Annotated in this window: 19 protein-coding genes; 13 read left to right on the top strand and 6 right to left on the bottom strand. The window is 31.2% G+C overall.

From position 1 onward, the window contains the following. The first annotated feature begins 13 nt into the window (after positions 1 to 13). The gene (locus ABD816_RS22335) at positions 14 to 124 is read left to right on the top strand and encodes a T9SS type A sorting domain-containing protein (protein WP_425549126.1); all 111 of its coding nucleotides are present in this window, start codon (positions 14 to 16) and stop codon (positions 122 to 124) included. A gap of 307 nt (positions 125 to 431) precedes the next feature. Here ABD816_RS22335 and ABD816_RS18125 read toward each other — a convergent pair whose 3' ends face one another. The 3 genes from ABD816_RS18125 to ABD816_RS18115 form a co-directional block, all read right to left on the bottom strand. Next, the gene (locus tag ABD816_RS18125; RefSeq protein WP_344929792.1) at positions 432 to 1,052 is read right to left on the bottom strand and encodes a toxin-antitoxin system YwqK family antitoxin; all 621 of its coding nucleotides are present in this window, start codon (positions 1,050 to 1,052) and stop codon (positions 432 to 434) included. 104 nt (positions 1,053 to 1,156) lie between these two features. Next, the gene (locus tag ABD816_RS18120) at positions 1,157 to 2,050 is read right to left on the bottom strand and encodes a YHYH protein (protein WP_344929791.1); all 894 of its coding nucleotides are present in this window, start codon (positions 2,048 to 2,050) and stop codon (positions 1,157 to 1,159) included. 240 nt (positions 2,051 to 2,290) lie between these two features. Then, the gene (locus tag ABD816_RS18115; protein ID WP_344929789.1) at positions 2,291 to 4,054 is read right to left on the bottom strand and encodes a tetratricopeptide repeat protein; all 1,764 of its coding nucleotides are present in this window, start codon (positions 4,052 to 4,054) and stop codon (positions 2,291 to 2,293) included. Positions 4,055 to 4,829: 775 nt separating this feature from the next. Here ABD816_RS18115 and ABD816_RS18110 point away from each other — a divergent pair. The 6 genes from ABD816_RS18110 (at position 4,830) to ABD816_RS18085 (ending at position 9,919) form a co-directional block, all read left to right on the top strand. Then, on the top strand, positions 4,830 to 5,462 hold the full coding sequence (locus ABD816_RS18110) for a hypothetical protein (RefSeq protein WP_344929788.1): 633 nt from the start codon (positions 4,830 to 4,832) through the stop codon (positions 5,460 to 5,462). Between the two features lie 349 nt (positions 5,463 to 5,811). Next, a complete protein-coding gene (locus ABD816_RS18105) occupies positions 5,812 to 5,964 on the top strand; it encodes a hypothetical protein (protein WP_344929786.1) in 153 nt (50 codons plus the stop codon). Positions 5,965 to 6,475: 511 nt separating this feature from the next. Beyond that, on the top strand, positions 6,476 to 6,784 hold the full coding sequence (locus ABD816_RS18100; RefSeq protein WP_344929785.1) for a hypothetical protein: 309 nt from the start codon (positions 6,476 to 6,478) through the stop codon (positions 6,782 to 6,784). Between the two features lie 48 nt (positions 6,785 to 6,832). Beyond that, complete coding sequence (locus ABD816_RS18095) at positions 6,833 to 7,660, top strand: hypothetical protein (RefSeq protein ID WP_344929784.1); 828 nt, start codon at positions 6,833 to 6,835, stop codon at positions 7,658 to 7,660. A gap of 212 nt (positions 7,661 to 7,872) precedes the next feature. Continuing rightward, a complete protein-coding gene (locus tag ABD816_RS18090; protein ID WP_344929783.1) occupies positions 7,873 to 8,670 on the top strand; it encodes a sugar-binding protein in 798 nt (265 codons plus the stop codon). Positions 8,671 to 8,854: 184 nt separating this feature from the next. After that, positions 8,855 to 9,919: a mechanosensitive ion channel family protein gene (locus ABD816_RS18085; RefSeq protein ID WP_344929782.1), complete on the top strand. Its 1,065-nt coding sequence runs from the start codon at positions 8,855 to 8,857 to the stop codon at positions 9,917 to 9,919. Here the strand turns inward: ABD816_RS18085 and ABD816_RS18080 are convergent. After that, positions 9,906 to 11,711, bottom strand: a complete 1,806-nt coding sequence (locus ABD816_RS18080; protein ID WP_344929781.1) for a glycoside hydrolase family 15 protein — start codon at positions 11,709 to 11,711, stop codon at positions 9,906 to 9,908. The genes ABD816_RS18085 and ABD816_RS18080 overlap by 14 nt on opposite strands. 93 nt (positions 11,712 to 11,804) lie before the next feature. Here ABD816_RS18080 and ABD816_RS18075 point away from each other — a divergent pair, with 93 nt between their 5' ends. Together ABD816_RS18075 and ABD816_RS18070 are read left to right on the top strand one after the other, a co-directional pair. Continuing rightward, the gene (locus tag ABD816_RS18075; protein WP_344929780.1) at positions 11,805 to 14,012 is read left to right on the top strand and encodes a bifunctional alpha,alpha-trehalose-phosphate synthase (UDP-forming)/trehalose-phosphatase; all 2,208 of its coding nucleotides are present in this window, start codon (positions 11,805 to 11,807) and stop codon (positions 14,010 to 14,012) included. Between the two features lie 267 nt (positions 14,013 to 14,279). Beyond that, the gene (locus ABD816_RS18070; RefSeq protein ID WP_344929778.1) at positions 14,280 to 15,452 is read left to right on the top strand and encodes an MFS transporter; all 1,173 of its coding nucleotides are present in this window, start codon (positions 14,280 to 14,282) and stop codon (positions 15,450 to 15,452) included. Between the two features lie 81 nt (positions 15,453 to 15,533). Here ABD816_RS18070 and ABD816_RS18065 read toward each other — a convergent pair whose 3' ends face one another. Next, positions 15,534 to 15,875, bottom strand: coding sequence for a hypothetical protein (locus ABD816_RS18065; protein ID WP_344929776.1), 342 nt, complete (start codon positions 15,873 to 15,875; stop codon positions 15,534 to 15,536). 92 nt (positions 15,876 to 15,967) lie between these two features. On the opposite strand from ABD816_RS18065, the gene ABD816_RS18060 reads away from it, so the two are divergent. Next, entirely contained in the window at positions 15,968 to 16,291 is a 324-nt protein-coding gene (locus tag ABD816_RS18060) for a DUF4372 domain-containing protein (RefSeq protein ID WP_344929775.1), read from the top strand. 9 nt (positions 16,292 to 16,300) lie between these two features. Beyond that, positions 16,301 to 16,582 (top strand): hypothetical protein, encoded by a 282-nt coding sequence (locus tag ABD816_RS18055; RefSeq protein ID WP_344929773.1) that lies wholly within the window; start codon positions 16,301 to 16,303, stop codon positions 16,580 to 16,582. Between the two features lie 711 nt (positions 16,583 to 17,293). Here ABD816_RS18055 and ABD816_RS22330 read toward each other — a convergent pair. Beyond that, entirely contained in the window at positions 17,294 to 17,413 is a 120-nt protein-coding gene (locus ABD816_RS22330) for a transposase (protein ID WP_425549125.1), read from the bottom strand. 437 nt (positions 17,414 to 17,850) lie between these two features. Here ABD816_RS22330 and ABD816_RS18050 point away from each other — a divergent pair, with 437 nt between their 5' ends. Then, complete coding sequence (locus tag ABD816_RS18050) at positions 17,851 to 20,055, top strand: PAS domain-containing protein (protein WP_344929771.1); 2,205 nt, start codon at positions 17,851 to 17,853, stop codon at positions 20,053 to 20,055. 4 nt (positions 20,056 to 20,059) lie between these two features. Then, a complete protein-coding gene (locus ABD816_RS18045) occupies positions 20,060 to 20,431 on the top strand; it encodes a response regulator (RefSeq protein WP_344929770.1) in 372 nt (123 codons plus the stop codon). Positions 20,432 to 20,443: the final 12 nt, after the last annotated feature.

Below are 20,443 nucleotides of genomic sequence, written 5' to 3'. Positions count from 1 at the left end.
ACTCTCTGGCACTATAGAAGATGGCTCAACCACTATAGATAGTCGTAGATTATCAACAGGGTTGTATCTGGTAAAAGTATCTAATGAGAACCAAACATATACCAGGAAACTAATTAAGAAATAAAAGAATAGTAAAAAAAACAGAGATGCCAATGATTAGTATCATTGGCATCTCTATTTTTTACATATACAATACCTTAAACAAAGTGGAAAAATATATACGTAACCTGAATTAAATCTAAAAATTTAGCAGAATAGCGTTAATTGATTTTAGAGTGTTTATTTATATTTCTAAAACTTTAGATATACATTTCCATTTTCGATTACAAATCAGCCAATTAAAGAACTCTACTAAGTTGTAAAGACAATATCAATAGATCACAAAATCTCTGATTTTATTAATAGAACTAAATAAAACACTAAGAATTATATCACTTTGAGTATGGAGCACTTTCTTCCTCTAGCCCATAACAAAGAGCCGCTTTTTTTAAACCAAAAATTCTTCCATTCCTTGCTTCGTAGTTTGCATATACAACACCATTTTTTCTAAATGCTTGCTGTATACCTTCTTCTTTTCCTTGATTCAAGTTTAACTTTTTAAAAAGCTCACCTGTAGGGTACCATTTCTTCTGCTCTCCATGTGCTTTGCCTTTCTGATAATTAAAATGTGCTAATAACAAGTGAGTTGAATCTGATGACCATATCTTTTTTTCTCCATGTAATTTCCCTTTTTGATAGTTTGTAACATTTTTAAAATGCCCGTCAGGATACCATTGAATATATTTATTTTGCTTTTTACCTTCTAAGATTCCAAACTTTTCCTTCAAACTATTATCGGGATAATAACTTACAGCAAATCCAGAATAAGGTATATCATTAAGTGTCCATAACGATGCTTTATGATTATAATGTAGTGCTGATTTTATCGCTAATGTATCCGGTATGTCCAGAAAGAGATCTGTATTAACATTTGCTAATGATTTTTCCTTTTGTTCAGAGCATCCTATTAATAGAAAGTTTACAAACAAAAGCAAGTAAAAAAATGTTTTCATTGAATTGATTTTAATTTCTATATGTATCTAAAAAGAAACCATTCCAAATCAGAAGAAAATCAGAATGGTGGTTTCTTTTCAATTAATCATCCAATTTGGATTCGTTACATAATAGCATTAGGATTACCCTGTAGATCAACAGCAAAAAGAGCTATTACAGTTCCTAAATAGTATTCATTAATAATATGGTAATGATAAAATTCTTCACCGTCACTATGTTGTGTCACACCAAAATGCCCTCCTGATTCGTCTAAATCAGTAGGATAAGAGCCATCCATTTCTCGTCTTCCGTAAATTAAAAAACCATCTGACATGATTCCTATCAATTTTTCATCATCGAAAGAAAGTGTTGTATTTTCAGGAACATCAGAAGACTCTATGTGATAGTGATAGCCAGAAGGTCCATTGTGAGCACCTGCATAATCAAATGTTTCTATAATCAATTCTTCTATGGGTCTGTTATTACCTTCCTGATCATTAAAAATTGGAACACCCGTTACAGAAATACCAATAGCACCTAATCCTGTTGCTGAACTTGTAGTAGCTAGTTCTGGTGTAGAAGAAACTGTAAGAACAAAGCTACGATCACCACCTATACGACCAGGAGTCAAAGCGACCGCCACTACGGGTTCTATATATAATGGATTGGTTTCCTCCCAATATGGAGATGTATGGTTAGGCACCCCATTTGATTCAATAGTAATTTCATCCCCATCATACGAAACAGTAACCGCATCTGGGTTAAACTCGTCAAATGCTGATAAAGGAGTACTACCTCCAGAAGTGGAACTACCTGAATCATCTGTGTCCGTATTATCTTCTACATAATCCTCTGGTTGGTCACAGGCAGTCAAACTTACATCTGGATTTCCCAATCCGTCACCATCAGCATCCTCATACCATGTGGTTTCTGTACAAGAATCATCATCGCTACTACAAGATGATATAAAAATAAAAGCTCCTAAAAGAAATAAGAATATAAGTTTTGTGTAATTCATTTTTCAAAAATTTAAATGTTCATGTACTTAGACATGACTATTCCAAAAAGGTTTAATTTAGGTTTAAACATAATTTCATTATGAATCAATAATTTTATGTTACCACAACTTAACAATAAAGCATGGTGATCACATTTTTATAATTATCAATTAATAAGAAGGAAAAATTACTTAATTAATTTCATCACTATATCCGTTTTTTAAACAGACTACATGCTATACAGAACTGCATTGCTTATATTAAGTAGTTTGTACATGAATTTTATCAAGATATTCTTTGAGCGATATTTCTGGAGGAATATTCATTTTCTTTTTGAGTCTGCTTCTGCTTGTTTTTACCGTATCAGGAGCAACATTAAGAATTGTAGCGGTCTCCTTCACAGATAATTTAAGTTTAGTAAGTAGGCAATATCTAATCTCAGTATCAGAAAGTTCGGGATGTTTACTTTTGAGATTAATAGTTAATGCTGGATATTGAGATTCAATTTTTTCTGTTATTAATGCTATATCTGATGAGGACTGAATAAGGTCATTAATAGTTCTGTTTACCGCTACCAGCTTAGGGTTATTATCTTTTATGGTATCCAATTCTCCTTTAATCACATTTAGCACTTCTACTCTTTGAGAAAGTGCGATAGCGGTTGCATCCAATTCATTATCACGTAAACGAATTTGCTCTTGTAATAATTCTTTTTCATTAGCTTTAAGAGCAAATACTTCTTTTTTGCTTTGTTTATACTTTTTATAAGCAAATATTCCTGCAAACAATAATAATAAACTGATTAGAAAACAACCTATTATCGCAAAATATAGCTTTTGTTTTTCATTATTCTCTTCCAATAGTTGGTTTTCTTGTACAATATTCTGATTGATTTGTTTCTGTCTCATCAATTTCATATTGGCAGCACTATATTTGAGAACTAAATCTTTTTCTAAGCTATGTATACTATCAACAACTCTATCCCTTTTTTTATAAAAATCTATAGCAGATTGATATTCTTTTTTCTTCATAGCACATTTAGCAAGTAGTTCTAGTGAACGAATGACTTTATTACTGTTAGAGTTATCATCTACAATCTTCTGAGCATAAAACATGGTTTTATTTATATCACCAAGACTATAATAAAACTGACTCAGATATTCTGCTGTATTGGCTAGCCCCTTTAAACGACCTTGTTCAGCAGTTTTAAGAACTTCTCTAAGTACTAAAATTGAATCAATTGCTTTTTGCGTATCTCCTAAAAGAAAGTAATTATAAGCCATATTTATTTTATGATCTCTAATATCATCTGCATCATTCATTTTTTTTATTAATACCATGGCTTTACTATCATAAAAAATACTTTGTTCTGGCATGTTTTTTTTACGATAAACATTACCTATTCTTTGAAAAAGATGAATTTTAGTAAGGTCAACCATATTAAGAGTATCTTTTAATCGATTACTTAAAAGCTTTAGTGACGTATCATATTTACCTTTTTCATTATACCAAAAAGTAAGATAGAAATCATGATATGTTTGATACCTAACATCATTTTTATTTAAATATGGCTCTGCTTTCAGGTAAGATTCTAGCTCTAATTCGTGCAATCCAAACATATCACCTAATAAGTATCCTTTGTTATCATAATATACCGCCATTCTATTTGATATATTCTCTTTTTTTAATACGGTACTGTCTAAGGTAGCCACTCTAGACTCAAACCTATCAAAATAATAAATGACACTATCAAAGTTTTGTTCATTTAATCCAAAAACATGATCTTTGGATAAAGCAGTGTAACATCCTAGTTCCACCTCTAAGTAAGATAACTCTAAGGCTTTTTTGAGCATTCTATGATGGTTAGCATATCCTTCTGCACCATATGTATTAAGACAAACCTGAAAATCCTTATATAATTTTTCTCGAGCGATAGAATCTTCTATTTTCTGAGCAGAAGCAGAAAAAATAAAACACAGAAAAAAAGCAAATAAATTATTAAGGATTTTTAAAAATAAAATCATAAGAAATTTGGGTTACAAGGTAGTGCGTCTTTATTTTTAGTTTAGGGTAAATAAAAATACCTTTTTTCTAACATATACCATTCATTTTTCTTAAAAACAAACAGACTGCTTTCTAAAAGTTAAGGCTTAAAGTCTCGAGTCTATTAACTATTTTATTATCTTAAAATTGTAATTAAAAACCTATTTATAAAAAATACTGCATTGTGTATATACCAGTAGTATAATTTGTGCTTTTATGCAGTAATTTCATCGGAAATTATAGAAAACTATTCATATTAATGATATTTTGAGATACAACCTTAATTATTACTACTTATATCAAAAAAGTAATCCGTTACCTATATGATCTAAAATTTTAGATCTAGTGTTACTTTATTCTATGAAGTATTAGAAAAAATCAGAAGGAATTATACTTATAGATCTCTGCTATTCATATAAACATCTATAAAATAAAAGAAGTACATCGATAAAACCATGATTCACCAAAGGACTCTAACTTTTTAAAAATCTCATTTAATATATTGACTTTATCGCTAGACGATGCTCATGACAATATAATTTAAATAATTATTTTCCGCAAAAAATTTCGTAAGCTGTCTTTATTAACTAATAATTAACTTAATCATGGGAGAAATAATTAAACAAAACTTTTTTTTTGATAAAAGAAATTAAATAAAAGATTTAAGCTTTCTTTTAATTTCTTTTTTATAAATTCATGTATTTCTAACCACAAATACAAAAATTAGATACAAATATTCACTTAAAACCATTTACAATGAAAAATTATTTTAAATTTTCAATTCTCAGTTTAGTCTTTGCAATGACTGGTATCTTATTTACCTCCTGTGACACAGAATCTTCAGAAGAATCTATCCAAGAAACAGCTACAAAAACAGAGATAGAGGAAAAAGCCACAAAACTAGTATACAATGCCAGTGGTATCAATGTTACAGAAGTCTCTAGAGAACCGATTGCTATTAAAGGAGTAGCCAGTAATCTGTATGTAAGTTCAGAAAACGGCATTGGCTCTATAACGTTAAGCAGAACACAAATCGGAACTTGGGAAACTTTTACTATGATCACTTTTGACACAGGACAAGTTACTTTTATTGGTAATAACAATAAATATTTAAATGGAACTTCTGGATTTTATGCTCCTGGGTTTAATTCAACATCTTTTAGCCCAATAAATCTATTCGAGATTGACTATGATGACACTTATGATGCTTATGGAATCAAACCATTTATATCCACTCGTTACTTATTAGACAAAACAGAATGTCCACAAGTAACTTCTACCATTATACCGATAGGATACTGTATTTCTGAGCTTGGATTTGGTCAAATAAATACAAGCAATGGATCCTCAATTAATGAAAGAACCGCCTTTGAGATCATAAACTTATAATATAATGCTGGAAGAAATCAGTAGTTTCAAAACTATATATAACAACAGGAAACTTTCTAACCTGAAAGATATATGACACTATTATCAAGACGGTCTTATACTGCAGTAAAAATGTTTATCCTAGCAGATTTTACTGTAGTTTTTATATAAGTTCTTTAAATACATCAAATAACTAAACATCTAGAAAACACAACTCACTGAAAACCAAATGGTATCCACAGAAAACATTCATTACTATTTCTAAAATTCCCTACATACATATTACATTAGTAAGTATTACTAAATAATTTAATCATCTAATCTTTTTTATTAACATTTTAGCTTGAATACAAACTTAAAACCTCTTATTATGAAAAATAAAATCAAGTTTTACTATTTGGATAAACTAGTTTACAATGATCCTAAAATGTCTATTTTAGAAAAAAAGCGAGTCAATCAGGAATCAGCAGTTGATTCTGATTTTTCTGTAAACTTAACATCAAAAACTTATTTTGATTTATAAATAAAATATTTAGTACTTATTCTGATTTGCATCCGGATGCTAAGTAATTAACTTCTGTGCTGTATTGAATCAATTTATTATATCCAAATAACACGTATTTTGGAAAATAGAAAAATCAACTATCTCGACCCAAGAGTACGAGGTATCAAAACAAGACCGCTTTATTATAAGAATCAAGACTCCTTTACACTCATTGTATGCGCTACATCTTAGGCATAGTCTCAAAGAGTTCTATTAATAAATAATATTGATAAAACTTATTTATGGCTAAAGGAATAAAATACTTCTCTAATTATAAGGTTAATTACATTTGCTAAAAGACTAAAGGTTGTTTTAAAACAAGAAAGTACCATAATCATTTGTTTATACTCTTAACTAATTCATAAAATTGAGTTTGACCTTGATGAAACATAAATTTCACTTAAAATCATCTTTAATTCACTGAAAATATCCTGTCATCCCAGAACTTTTTCATAAACTTATAGTCTATTTATGAAAATAAAATAGTTCTATGGAAATACCGAATGAGATTTCAAAAACAGATATTACACAGGATGAATTTAATTTGTTTTCACATTATAATAACCCTGTTAGCATCAATATTTCAACTGAAAGTTTTACTATTATCAAGTATTATGAAATAAGCTGGATCATAAGAAAAGGGGACTCTATAAAAACATCTGTGTTTTCTATAAGCAGACAAGAAACAAATACAGAAAACAAAATACAATCACATAAGTTTCATTATCCAAAAATATTTTGTGACGTAAGAGATCGTATTATAAATAACCTAAAACTTTGCATAGGTATAAATGCATAAGAAATAATAGGAATAAAATAAATCCATCTAATTCTAAATAAAAAAGCAATGTCAACTTACATACACCCATCGATAAGGCATATCATAATTGTACTCTTTTTTATCCCATTTTTAAAAATTCAAGCAGCATTGGATAAAGTCATAGTTACTGATACAACGCAAGTACTGGATAACAATATTATATATAAAACTTTTGATGATTCTAATTATGTTTATGTTACTGCAAGCACAACTGATCCTGCTATCCTAAAGCCTATGCTTCATCAGGGAGTTACTGTTTTTTTTGATATTAAAGGAAAAAAGAAGAAAAATGTATATGTTACCTATCCATTCAATGAAGAAAAGAAACCACCAAAAAGAGATCGGTCCGGTCAGAAAGAAGAAAATCAGGAGATGGAAGAACGAGAAAAACCAGATGTTACTAAAATACTAGAAGATTTATCACAAAAAGCGATGTATAGTTACTTTGAAGAGGTAAAAGAATTTAATACAGCTTTAAACAACTTGGATATTGATGTATCATTTTCAACGGATTCATTAGAACAAATTCATTACATGCTTCGCATTCCAAAAGAAAAAATCAATACGAATTCTAAAAAAGATTTATCCAAATTATCTATTGGTGTTCTTATTGGTCATAATGCTACTGACAAGGAATCAGATGGACCATCTGGAGGCAGATCGCAAATGAATATAGGGAATGGTCAGTCCAGAGGTAGTGGCGGTCAAGGTGGCCCTCCTGGCGGAGGTGGCCAAGGACGTGGAGGCTCAGGAAGATCTGGCGGTGGAGCTTCTGGCGGTGGAGAAAGACCCTCTCAGGAAAACAGGCAAAAAAATCAAGAGTTTTGGTTTGACGCCAACCTCACTATGGAGTAATGATAAAGAGTACCAATATAGCCTGATCTGATTACCTGAACAATTGTATATAATAGTCTACAAAACACCAATTAATGAAGAAATACGAATAATTCTGCTATTTTAATCGTATCAAAATACTTTATAAAATCTTAACTTTCGATATTCATTCGCGTAAGAATGATTCTTTTTAATATCTTACCATCAGTTTAAGATTATAAAAACAAATCCTTGTGAAAAGAACATTCATTTTCTTATGCATTGTAACACTCACTATCTGTTGCAAAAAAGAAACAAAAACGAATACAAAAGATGTTATCGCTGTATTGCAGGAAGATAGTACTATACCTCAACAGCGTAAAAAAGATCATCAGCTTCGTGAAGTAAAGAAAGCGGTCATCGCACCCAATATGGATGGAAGTATGGACGACCCTATTTGGAAAGAAACAAAATGGTATGCCATTGATCAATTATGGATTGGTGATCAACCTACATTGAAGGATTATTTTGGACGTTATAAAATTTCCTGGACACCAGACGCGCTATATATTTTGGTAGAAATTAAAGATGATATTATTTCTAATTCATACAAAGATCCATTGGTACAATGGTGGGATAATGATTGTGTAGAAATTTTTATAGATGCAGATAATTCCGGAGGAGAACACCAATTTAATAATAATGCATTTGCTTACCATGTAGCGCTTGATGGAAACGTTGTAGATTTAGACGTTAATCAACAGCCGATACTTCATAATAGTCATGTGATCACTAAACGGACTACAAAAGGAGATGTATCTATCTGGGAATTTGAGGTATCTGTATTTGATGACACATATGAAGAAGGAAAAACAAATGATCCATTAGTACTTACTAAGAACCAGAAAATAGGTTTTGCAATCGCCTACAACGATAATGATCAAAGTAAAGAAAGAGAAAACTTTATGGGCTCTGTTTTTGTTCCGGGAGAAGATAAAAATCAGGGCTGGATTAATGCTGATATTTTTGGTACTATTTTACTAGTAGAATAATCACAACAAAGATCATATCGTAAAAATCTTTGCTCCATACCGATCTGATCTGAATACTTATAATTTTATTAGTTATAAACTACATCGTTTTAGTCACTTTTGTCGCCTTATTCTTTCTAATAGTTTTGCAAAATCTTAACAACATCAATCCTGTGATCCCCGTAGTTTTGTAACAAACGATTCTATGTATTTACTTTTACTTCTTGACAAAGGCTTGACAAAACATTTGGCTATTGGTTTTATTTTATTAGTTATTTTATATTTTGGTATAAGTTTACTCCTTAAAAAAATAGGTGCAAGTTCTAAATATTTATTACCCTTACGATTTAGTAATCGGGTAAAAATCCCCTTATTCTTATTTCTTCTTGCCACAACTCTTAGGGTGAGCTTACTAAGTTCGTATGTACCTTCAGAAGCGGTTGATTATGCAAAATCTATCAGTACTGTTTTATATATCATTTCAATTACTTGGGGAATCATCGTTTCTATTAAAATTTTAAAAAAAGAAATTGTTGATCGATATGATGTTGATGCGACAGACAATCTTAAAGCACGAAAAGTTTATACTCAATTTAATATTCTAGAGCGAGTCATCATTTTTATTATTGTTTTATTTGCCATTGCTATAGGTTTGATGAGTTTTGATAATATACGTAGTATCGGGATCAGTATGTTAACCTCTGCAGGAGTCGCTGGTATCATTGTCGGATTTTCAGCACAGAAAGCTTTGGGAACATTACTCGCAGGGATACAAATTGCCTTTACACAACCAATCCGGTTAGACGATGTTGTAATCGTAGAAGGAGAATGGGGCACTATAGAGGAGATCACATTGACATATGTGGTTATTAAAATCTGGGATAAAAGAAGGTTGGTTGTGCCCACTACTTATTTTATTGAAAAGCCATTTCAAAACTGGACACGTCAAACATCAGAAATTATGGGTACTGTTTTTATTCATACAGATTATAAAATGAATATTGAAGCATTACGCAATCAACTTACTTCAATTCTTGAAGAAACACCACTTTGGGATAGAGAAGTGAATGTATTACAAGTAACCGATGCAAAACGCGATACTGTGGAAATACGCGCATTAATGAGCGCAAAGGACTCACCCACTGCTTGGGACTTAAGAGTACATGTCCGAGAAAAATTAGTTCGTTTTATTCAAGAAAACTATCCCGAAAGCATCCCCAAATCACGTGTTTATCTGGAAAAGCAGGTAATAAAATCTAATGATGAATAGTTTCCATTAATTTTTCTTCTTTAGTAATACCACCAGAAAAATTAGCTGCTGTTTCTATTAATGCTAAATGAGAATATGCCTGTGGAAAATTACCTAGCAATCGCTTTGATTCAAAATCAATATCCTCGCTAAATAACCCTAAATGATTGCTATAAGAAAGTAATTGATCAAACAATTTTCTTGATTTTTCCTTCTCTCCTATTTTGTACAAACTATTAATAAACCAAAAACTACAGATAGTAAATGAAGAAGAAGGTAATCCAAAGTCATCTTTATTCTTATAACGATACATCAGACCATCGTTACATAATTCTTTTTCTGTAGCTTTTACAGTATTGATAAATCTTGGATCCATTGCATCGATAAATCCATACGATTCCATTAATAAAGTAGATGCATCCAGATCAGATGAACCGTAGGATTGCGTATACGCCTGTACTTCCTCATTCCAGGAGTTTTTATAGATATCATCGTATATCTTATCACGTAGTACGATCCACTTTTTATTTTTTCCGGTTTTATTAATTAGCTTTCCGATTTTTATCGCTCTATCTACCGCCACCCAGCATAATAGCTTAGAAAAAGTAAAATGCCGTTCTTCTGTTCTAAATTCCCAAATACCTTTATCCGGCTTTTCCCAATTTACATTTACGATATGAACAATACTTTTACTAATAGTCCACAGACCTTCAATATTATCTACTTCACTATCAAATTTTAAAACCTGCTGATAAATAACATCCATTAAGATACCATAAATATCATTTTGTTTTTGATGATATGCAGCATTACCAATACGGACAGGTTGTGAATTTTTATAACCGCTTAAATGATCCAAGGTTATTTCTGTCAACTCTTTTTCGCCATTGATACCATACATAATTTGTATTTTCTCGTCCTTATCGGGTATAATATCAATTATGAATTGTAAAAAACGTTCTGCTAAACGCTTATGACCAAGGTTAGAAATTACCTTAATGACCATAGAAGCATCACGAATCCAGCAAAACCTGTAATCCCAATTACGAACTTCTCCTATAGTTTCTGGTAAAGAAGTTGTAGCTGCTGCCAAAACAGCTCCTGATTTTTCATAACTCAATAATTTAAGTACTAACGCACTACGTAAAATCTGATCATTATATAACTTATAAGAAGTGGTTTTTTCACTCCAGTTTAACCAGTAAACTCTAGTACGTTGTAGTTTAAGATAACTTCTTTCTATAGACTGTTCTAATATTTTTTCGTGATAGCTAATCAGAAAATAAGCATGTTCTTTTAAAACAATTTCTTCAGAATTGATAATTTTTTTAAAATCTAAATCAGAATAAAGATATAAGGTATCATATTTATCTTTTTCAGTAATGCTCTTAATAAAACGTGGTTTTGCCATCACACGTGTTTCTTCTTTAGCATATTCTAATCTAGGAGCATAATTAACCCTAAATACAGGTGTTCCCGAAATTAATTTTATATATCGAATGATATCAGATGGAGCATAAAAAGAACCATCATCATTTTTATATCTTGGCATAAAATCGATACATTCAAAAGTATCTGTACCATTACTAAATTTTGTCACTAAAATATTAGTTTTTTTGATATATTTCTGAGTGGTTGTATAATCATCAGACACTAGAATCTCAAAAGCTCCTCCTTTTTCTTCATCTAAAATTTTAGCAAAAACCGAGGATGAATCAAAGTTTGGTAAACAACACCAATCCAGTGAACCTGTTTTAGAAATCAATGCAGCACTAATACAATTTCCTATGATTCCGTAGTCCAAATTATTCATAAATTATAAAGTTCTTTTAAATGTATGTCTATGTAATCTAATTACCGTAAATTAACAAAATCCATAAATAGTAAACCAATTTTAAACTGTTAAATGAGTAAAACTATCATAATCTCAAATAGACTACCCTTACAATTAGAAATTAACAATAATTCCATTACAGCAATACCAAGTGTTGGAGGATTAGCAACAGGAATGAAATCCGTACATTCAGGAAGTGACAGTATTTGGGTAGGCTGGAGCGGGCTAACTGACGAAAATTTAGACTCCAAATCAGAAATACTAGTAAAAAACGCTTTGAAAAAGCATCAATGTGTAGGCGTTTCTTTAACAGAGGCAGAAGTGGATGGCTTTTATTATGGTTTTAGTAATAATGCATTATGGCCTTTATTTCATTATTTTATGGAATATACTTCTTTCGAGAAAGAGACATGGGAAACCTATCAATCTGTAAATCAAAAATTCGCTGATGTAGTAATCGATAATTTAGAAGAAGGTGATTCTATATGGGTACACGATTATCAATTATTATTATTACCAGAAATGATTCGCAAGAAAAAACCCGATGTAACTATAGGTTTCTTTTTACATATCCCCTTTCCTTCTTATGAAGTTTTTAGAACAATCCCTTGTAGAGAAGCTTTATTAAAAGGAATGCTGGGTGCAGATCTTATTGGTTTTCATACTTATGATTATGAGCGACATTTTCTAAGTTCAACACAACGTATTTTAGGTCATGAAATTAATTTTAACAATGTCCATTTTGATAATAGAATAGTAAAAGTAGATTCATTTCCTATGGGAATTGATTATGATAAATTTCATGATGCCGCACAGCATCATAACGATAAAGAGAAAAAAGAAAAAACAGAAATACAGCAAGAGATTGATAAACATCTAACTGGTGGTAATAAAGCAAAATTAATACTGTCGATTGATCGATTAGATTACACAAAAGGTATTGCTAATCGTCTAAGGGCTTTTGAATATTTTCTGGATAAATACCCTCAATTTAAAGGAAAGGCAAGACTTGTTATGCTAGCAGTACCTTCTAGGTCTGATGTACCTCAATATCAAATTCTAAAAAACGAAATTGATCAATTAGTAGGCAGAATCAATGGTAAGTTTGCAGAAGTTAGCTGGACACCTATCTGGTATTTTTATCGTTCTATGCCTTTTGAAAACCTGATAGATTTATATACCTCCAGTGAGGTAGCTTTATTAACTCCTATACGTGATGGCATGAACTTAGTTGCAAAAGAATATATCGCATCCCGTGTAGATAAGAAGGGTGTATTAATTCTAAGTGAAATGACAGGAGCGTCCAAAGAAATGAGTGAAGCTTTAATCATTAATCCAAATAACTTTGAAGAGATTGCAGATACTATAAAAATGGCATTAGAAATGCCTGAAGAAGAGCAAATAAAAAGAAATACTGCGCTACAAAAACGTTTAAAAAGGTATAATGTTGAAAAATGGGCAAATGATTTCATGGAAGCTCTCGAAGGTACCCAAGCTACCTTAAAAAAATTCTCATTAAAAAAATTATCGGGTACTACTAAAGAAAAACTTATTACTGATTTTTCTGCTTCTCAGAAAAGAATTCTGTTTCTGGATTATGATGGAACCCTAGCTCCTTTTGAAAAAATTCCTGAAAATGCTAAACCAACACAAAAGATTTTTAACATTCTGGATGCACTTCATAAAGACCCAAAAACTAAATTAGTAATTATTACCGGAAGAGATAAAAAGACATTTAATGATTGGTTTGGCCACAAAGAGTATACACTAATTACTGAGCATGGGGCTTGGCTTAAAGAAAAAGATACTGACTGGGAGCTGCTGGAAAGGATTGACAATACATGGTTTGAATCTATAGCTCCTGTTTTAGAATCTTATACTGATCGCACTCCTGGATCTCTGGTGGAAGAAAAAAACTATTCCTTAGCTTGGCATTTTAGAAATGTAGATCCGGATCTTGGAAAGAAAAGAGCAATTGAACTAAAAACAACAGTACAGCACCTTATATCTAACCATAATTTAGAAATTCTGGAAGGTGATAAAGTATTGGAAATTAAAGTGAGTGGTGTTAATAAAGGAAAATCTGCTTCTAAAATGTTAATTGAAAATAACTATGATTTTATTTTTGCAATTGGTGATGACTGGACAGATGAATACATGTTTAAAGAATTACCTGATTCCGCATATACAGTAAAAGTAGGACTTAAAAAAACAGTCGCTAAATATTATGTAGAAGGCACAGATAAAGTACACGAATTACTAAAAGAATTTGTTGCTTAACTGCATATTTAATATAAAGAATATTGTCCCCTCATCATCCCGGCTTATGCCGGGATTGATTTTAAAAACGCAATTAGATAGTAGATAGGTATTGTAGTTTTATATTTACGTTTGTAAATTTCAGGTTTTGTTGTTATTCCTCAGAAAAAGGGAAAAAATACTAACATAATCCATCGCTATACTCACTGATTACATTGATTTAAGCGTACAAAAAAGATTCATTTATCTTGTTAACACAATCACTTTTACCTATTTTTGAATGAATCCATGCCAAAAACAACAATACTGAAACAAAAATACTATATACTTCCTGTTATTATTATTGCCCAATTTTTCTGCACCTCTTTGTGGTTCGCAGGCAATGTTGTGATTGATGATCTTGCTATTCAATTTAATGTAAAATTCGATTTATTAGGGTACCTAATTTCTTCCGTTCAATTAGGGTTTATAATAGGAACATTAACATTTGCTCTGCTTACTTTAGTAGACCGTTTTTCTCCATCTCGTGTATTTTTAATATCAGCAATTTTAGGAAGTATTTGTAACATTTTACTTCTCGTTCCTAATACTACAGTGTTTAATATTTTAATAGCTCGTTTTGGCACTGGTTTTTTCTTAGCTGGTATTTATCCTGTAGGCATGAAAATAGCATCCGATTATTATAAAGATGGGTTAGGAAAAGCTTTAGGTTATTTAGTGGGGGCATTGGTATTAGGCACCGCTTTACCTCATCTCATTAAAGAATTAGCATGGAATAGTAATTATAAACTAATTATACAATCTACCAGCTTATTAGCTGTAACAGGAGGCTTACTCGTATTTTTTCTGGTTCCTAACGGACCTTACAGAAAGCCGGTATCCAAACTTCAATTAGGGGTTGTCACTGAACTTTTTAATATCCCCGGATTTAGAAGAGCTGCATTTGGATATTTTGGACATATGTGGGAACTGTATGCTTTTTGGGGCTTTGTTCCTTTGTTATTAAAAACTTATGCTGCAAAACAACAAATGGGCGTTCCAATTTCCCTTTGGTCATTTATTATTATCGGCATTGGTTTCTTCTCCTGTATTCTGGGAGGTTATATTTCATTAAAAACCGGAAGTAAAAAAGTAGCCAGAAATTCATTGCTGATCTCAGGTATTTTATGCATTTGTTCTCCAATACTATTTCAATTACCGAGTACATTTTTCTTAACTATATTATGCATCTGGGGTATGATGGTTATCTCTGATTCACCACAATTTTCAACTTTAGTTGCCGCTGTCTCTCCTCCAGAGCTACGAGGAACAGCGCTCACTATCGTTAATTGCATTGGGTTTGCTATTACTATTATTAGCATACAATTAATTTCGTTTCTAGCACAACTAATAGATCCCACCTATGTTTTTGTTTGTCTTGCAATTGGTCCTTTTGTGGGACTATACGCTTCTAGAAAATAAAAATTACTTCGTATACCTAATTTGTGCTATAACCAGTAAGCTCCATTATTTATGCCGCTACCCTTTTTAATTTAGTGAAATTTACTCTACCTTAAAGTATGCTTTAGAGGTAACTGACTTCCCGTTCTCTGTAAAACCTTCTAAACTAATTTCGAAATCTCCTGTAACATCAGAAGTAAAAAAGTCTACTACTACCTTTTTATCCTTAACACTCACATCAGGCATCCATAATAGTTGGTTTCTAAAATCCGGAATACGATCATACTCAGAGTTACCCTTTTCATACTTCTGATGAAAATACTTTTTTAAAGGTGCCACGGGTAGTAATGATTTTTTAAAGAAATCAGGATTTGTTATAGTATCTGTATAATCTCCATTTATGGTTTCGATATTAATAATCCCATAAAAAATCTGAGTACCCAAATCATTAGCGTCCTAAATAATTAAAAAAGAGAAAGAAAAATTTGTTCCTCAAAATTACCATTGTGGTGCAGCGCAAAAAACACCTTTCTCCGATGCTAAATGTAACTTTCTTTTCTCAAATAGTCAGCAAACTAGATAAATCAAGATCCATAAAGTTAGTTGATTCATACCAAAGTGATAGATATAAAAAGGGATTTACTAGTTGGTCTCATATGGTTTCGATATTGTTCTGTCAATTTGCCAAAAGTCAATCCGTTCATGATATAAGTAATGGGCTGCGTTCTGCAACAGCTAATTTTAATCATTTAGTTATACTCAAAGCTCCGTCTAAATCTACCCTGAGCTATCAGAATAAAAAAAGCAGTTGGGAGTTTTTTAAAGATTATTACTATGTTCTTTTAGAAAATTTGGGATAGCAGTCTCAAATGAAGCGTACTAAGTTTGAGATAAAATTAAAGATTTATCTATTAGATGGTACCACGATAAGTCTTTGCTTAAGCTTGTTCGATTGGGTAAAATACAAGACTAAGAATGAAGCAGTAAAAATGCATACCCTACTTGATTATGACGTGCATTTACCCTCATACGTAAATATAATAGATAGAAAAACAGCTGATAATAAAGGAGTGCAATATATTCCTCTTTTAAAAGGAATTGTTATTGTCGCCAATAGGTTCTACAATGGTTTTTCGATATTAAATGTTTGATACAACAGCGGCTCATATTTTGTGGTCAGATATAAAAGCAACATAAACTTCTAGACTATCAAAGAGCTAGAATTATCCAAAAATAGACATCAACACCTCTTAAAAGATGAGATCATAGAACGTACAGGCAACAAAACCAAAGAGAAATGCCCAAGAATACATCGAAGAGTAGCCTTATGAGATGATAAAACAAACAAACTATTGAGGAAATGTCTTGGGGCAGCAAACACTATAACCGAGCTCTACAAAGCCAGATGGGATTAGAAATGTTTTTTAGAGATATAAAATATTACACATCAAATCTTTTATTAAAACCACCCAAAATGCGTTTATGATACAAATCTGGATCGCACTGATTTTCATACTTATCCTAAAAGAGTTGAAAACTCAAGCAAAACATCCTTGATACCTGTCTAATTTAGTAGCTTTTATTAGACTTAATATCTTTATCAAAGTTGATTTACATAAATGGCTCGATAATCCTTTTCAAAAAGAACAACCGCCGCCAAACCAATATTTGCAAGGAGGTTCTTTTTTGAGACTTAACTAAAATCGGCGATTAGGTTTGTAAAATTATTCTATTTCATATGCCATAAATTTATTTAGGGCAGGATTAATAATTAGTATAAACATTATATTAATAACAGAAAAACAAATACGTATTTAACTTTTGCTTTTTCCTTTCTGGTAACTTGCCCAAAAATAGCTTTTTCAATAAAAAAACTCCTGCTTAAGTAATCGAGATAACCTACCTATTAAACTTTTAACAATAGAACTAACATTGAGTTTGGGTGCATACTCTATCTGCATATGAACAGGATCTGAATTCACAACTCCCTTTATAACTTAAATACTCTGTGCCTCAAAACTCGGATAAGACGCTCTCGATAACGAATCTGAGTATAAACAGTCAGAACATTATATCTATACTTGTTGACCTCATAATATGACAGGTTAAACGACTTATACTTTGTGAACCTTTCCATACATTTGAACTCATATATGCAAATGAATAGATTTTTTAGCATTACTATAGTTCTGCAATAAAATAGCAGAGTTTCGAGCCCTTATCTGAGACCAATAAAAGGTGGTTTATTTGAGAATCTTTCATCATCAAAATTTTCAAAAAAAGATTCATTCTCAAATAGCTATAGATCAGGGTATAATTTAATAGAAAAGTATAAATGCAATCTTAATTAAGCAAAACTTAAAATTAATAGTACTTTCAAAATCATTTTTGTAACTTTAAAAAAGAATAATCTCTTTTTATGGCATTTACCAACGATGAACTTCTCACATTATTAGATATGACTTCTCTCGTCCACATAATATTGGACAAAAGCGGAAAAATCCATAAAATAAATCGTCGGTGTAAACAATTATTTTCGATACCTGAAGAAAGAATTATAGGTACAACATTGACAGAGTTCATGTTGGATGAAGATATCTCCACATTTAATCATCTAATTACTTCACTTACGCAAAATCATCCGCAGGCAAACGAAACTTTTAGGTTCGCTATCATGGTTTCAAAAAAAATACTTTCAATAAAATTTGATTTCTCCTATTTTGATGATAAAGTTTATGCTTTCGGGATTGATGTTACAGAGGAGCATGCCGAACACGACCTATTATCACGAATATCAAAATTAACACGCACAGGTGCCTGGCATTATAATCCTGATAATGAATTTATATTTTTCTCAGAAGAGTGCTATCTCCTTCACGATCTCGAGCCAGGAATAGATATTACCTTAGAGCAGGCTATCAACTATTATCATCCTGATTCTAGACAAAGAGTACGGGATAGTATAGAGAGGCTTTTAAAAACAAAAGAGATTTTTGATTATACAGAACGTTTAATTACAAAAAAAGGTGTTGAAAAATGGGTGCGAGTTATAGGAGTTCCTGTTATAAATAAGAATAAAGTTATTTTTGTAAATGGAAGTTTTGAAGATGTAACAGAACGTTATCATACTATCGAAAAACTTAAACAAAATGAAGAAACCAAACACTTAGCACTAAAGGGTATAAGATCTGGACTTTTTGATCATCTGATCGAAACTAACGTTGTTTTTTATAGTAAAGATTTTAGAAAGATGCTAGGATTACCTATTAATATTGATTTTGTTCCAGAAAAAGAGTTCAGAAAAATGATCCATCCTGATGATGCAGAAGAAGCATTACATAGGCATCTTTCTAACCTAGAAAAGAAAGGACATCATTATTTAAATCATTTTAGGCTTAAGCATCTGGATGGAGGTTACAGGCATTATGAAGTCTATGGCTATAGAAAGAAAAATCAAAAAGGTAACACTATTCGCATGATTGGTAACCTTATAGATATTCATCAGAAAAAAATAAATGAACAACTTATCATTGAAAACCAAAGCAGACTACAAGCCATGGTTAACAATGGCTTCGCTTATACAGTTCTACTAGATACTAAAGGCATTATTTTAATGTCTGATAAAGATTCATTAAAAATCATAAAAAGAGATTTTAATGTCGACCCTATGGCTACACCTTCATTTTTTATTGATGTAATGCCTCTCAATTTCAAAAACACCTTTGCCCACGAATTTAATGAAGCGCTAAAAGGTATTGTTGTTAAAAAAGAAATCGAACGAATTACTTACAAAGGCAGTGTACAATGGCTGGAGTCTAAATATACTCCTATATTTAATAATCAAAAAAAAATTAATTCTATTCTGGTCAGTTTTCATGATATAACAGAAAGAAAATCTGCTGAACTTTCTATCAAAGAGGCTCACATTAAAGAACAAGAACTCAGCACCCTTAAATCAAATATCCTCTCAAATTTTAGCCATGAAATAAGAACTCCCCTCAATGGTATTATTACAATCGCTAATTTACTTTTATCAAATGAAGAGAAGCCAGAGGAAAGAGAGAAACTACTAAACTATCTGGAAGAAAGTAAAGAAAGACTTCTTAAAACCATCAATAATCTATCTCATTATAGCGAAATAGATACATTGAAAAAAAATCTAAACTACGTAGAAATCGATATGAATTATTCTGTAGAAACATCATATCGGGAATATCGCCATATGGCACGTTCTAAAAATCTATCATATCTGCTAGAATTGGATGAAAGCTGCCCTACCGCTAATATTGATGAAAGTATATTCAGTTCTGCATTAAATAATATTATACATAATGCAATTAAGTATACTGAAACCGGTGAAATAATTGTAAAGATAAAATCTGAAAAAGAAAAAATTTATATTTATATTACTGATACCGGAATTGGAATTGACAAAAAAAATATACGGAAGATATTTGATCCATTTATACAGGAAAGTATTGGATTAAGCAGAAAATATGAAGGTACAGGGATTGGGTTAAGTCTATCTAAAAGATATATAGAAATTCTTGGAGGCAAAATTAAAATAGAAAGTAAAGTAAATAAGGGAACAAAATTTACTATTATATTGCATAAAAACAACTGATCGTATGAATATACTTTACGTAGAAGACAATAAGATAAATGCTATGGTAATGCAAAAAATGCTTTCTAAAAATGCATCCAATATAATTATAGCAGAAAATGGACTTACCGCCCTTAAAGTAGTGAAAGAATCAACACTGGATTTAATTCTTGTTGACATTAACTTGGGTTTAAATCAAATGGATGGATGTGAACTTTTACAACGATTTAAAAAAATGGATGTTCTTAAAAATATACCAATGTATGCAGTAACTGCATATGCTATGCCTGGAGATGAACAAAGGTTTAGAAATGTAGGCTTTGACAAATATTTTTCTAAACCTGTGAATTTCAAAAAACTTATATCTACCATTGGCAAATTAAAAGAGCAGGTTTAATAAATCATTTTC

Origin of the sequence: Aquimarina addita, assembly GCF_039539305.1 — a bacterium.
Lineage (GTDB): Bacteria > Bacteroidota > Bacteroidia > Flavobacteriales > Flavobacteriaceae > Aquimarina > Aquimarina addita.
This window is presented reverse-complemented; position numbering and strand designations above follow the sequence as displayed.

Coding starts and splice junctions, on each gene's coding strand:
- ABD816_RS18125 (WP_344929792.1), bottom strand. CDS start 1,052: ATGAAAACATTTTTTTACTTGCTTTTGTTTGTAAACTTTCTATTAATA.
- ABD816_RS18120 (WP_344929791.1), bottom strand. CDS start 2,050: ATGAATTACACAAAACTTATATTCTTATTTCTTTTAGGAGCTTTTATT.
- ABD816_RS18115 (WP_344929789.1), bottom strand. CDS start 4,054: ATGATTTTATTTTTAAAAATCCTTAATAATTTATTTGCTTTTTTTCTG.
- ABD816_RS18110 (WP_344929788.1), top strand. CDS start 4,830: ATGAAAAATTATTTTAAATTTTCAATTCTCAGTTTAGTCTTTGCAATG.
- ABD816_RS18105 (WP_344929786.1), top strand. CDS start 5,812: ATGAAAAATAAAATCAAGTTTTACTATTTGGATAAACTAGTTTACAAT.
- ABD816_RS18100 (WP_344929785.1), top strand. CDS start 6,476: ATGGAAATACCGAATGAGATTTCAAAAACAGATATTACACAGGATGAA.
- ABD816_RS18095 (WP_344929784.1), top strand. CDS start 6,833: ATGTCAACTTACATACACCCATCGATAAGGCATATCATAATTGTACTC.
- ABD816_RS18085 (WP_344929782.1), top strand. CDS start 8,855: ATGTATTTACTTTTACTTCTTGACAAAGGCTTGACAAAACATTTGGCT.
- ABD816_RS18080 (WP_344929781.1), bottom strand. CDS start 11,711: ATGAATAATTTGGACTACGGAATCATAGGAAATTGTATTAGTGCTGCA.
- ABD816_RS18075 (WP_344929780.1), top strand. CDS start 11,805: ATGAGTAAAACTATCATAATCTCAAATAGACTACCCTTACAATTAGAA.
- ABD816_RS18070 (WP_344929778.1), top strand. CDS start 14,280: ATGCCAAAAACAACAATACTGAAACAAAAATACTATATACTTCCTGTT.
- ABD816_RS18060 (WP_344929775.1), top strand. CDS start 15,968: ATGCTAAATGTAACTTTCTTTTCTCAAATAGTCAGCAAACTAGATAAA.
- ABD816_RS18055 (WP_344929773.1), top strand. CDS start 16,301: ATGAAGCGTACTAAGTTTGAGATAAAATTAAAGATTTATCTATTAGAT.
- ABD816_RS18050 (WP_344929771.1), top strand. CDS start 17,851: ATGGCATTTACCAACGATGAACTTCTCACATTATTAGATATGACTTCT.
- ABD816_RS18045 (WP_344929770.1), top strand. CDS start 20,060: ATGAATATACTTTACGTAGAAGACAATAAGATAAATGCTATGGTAATG.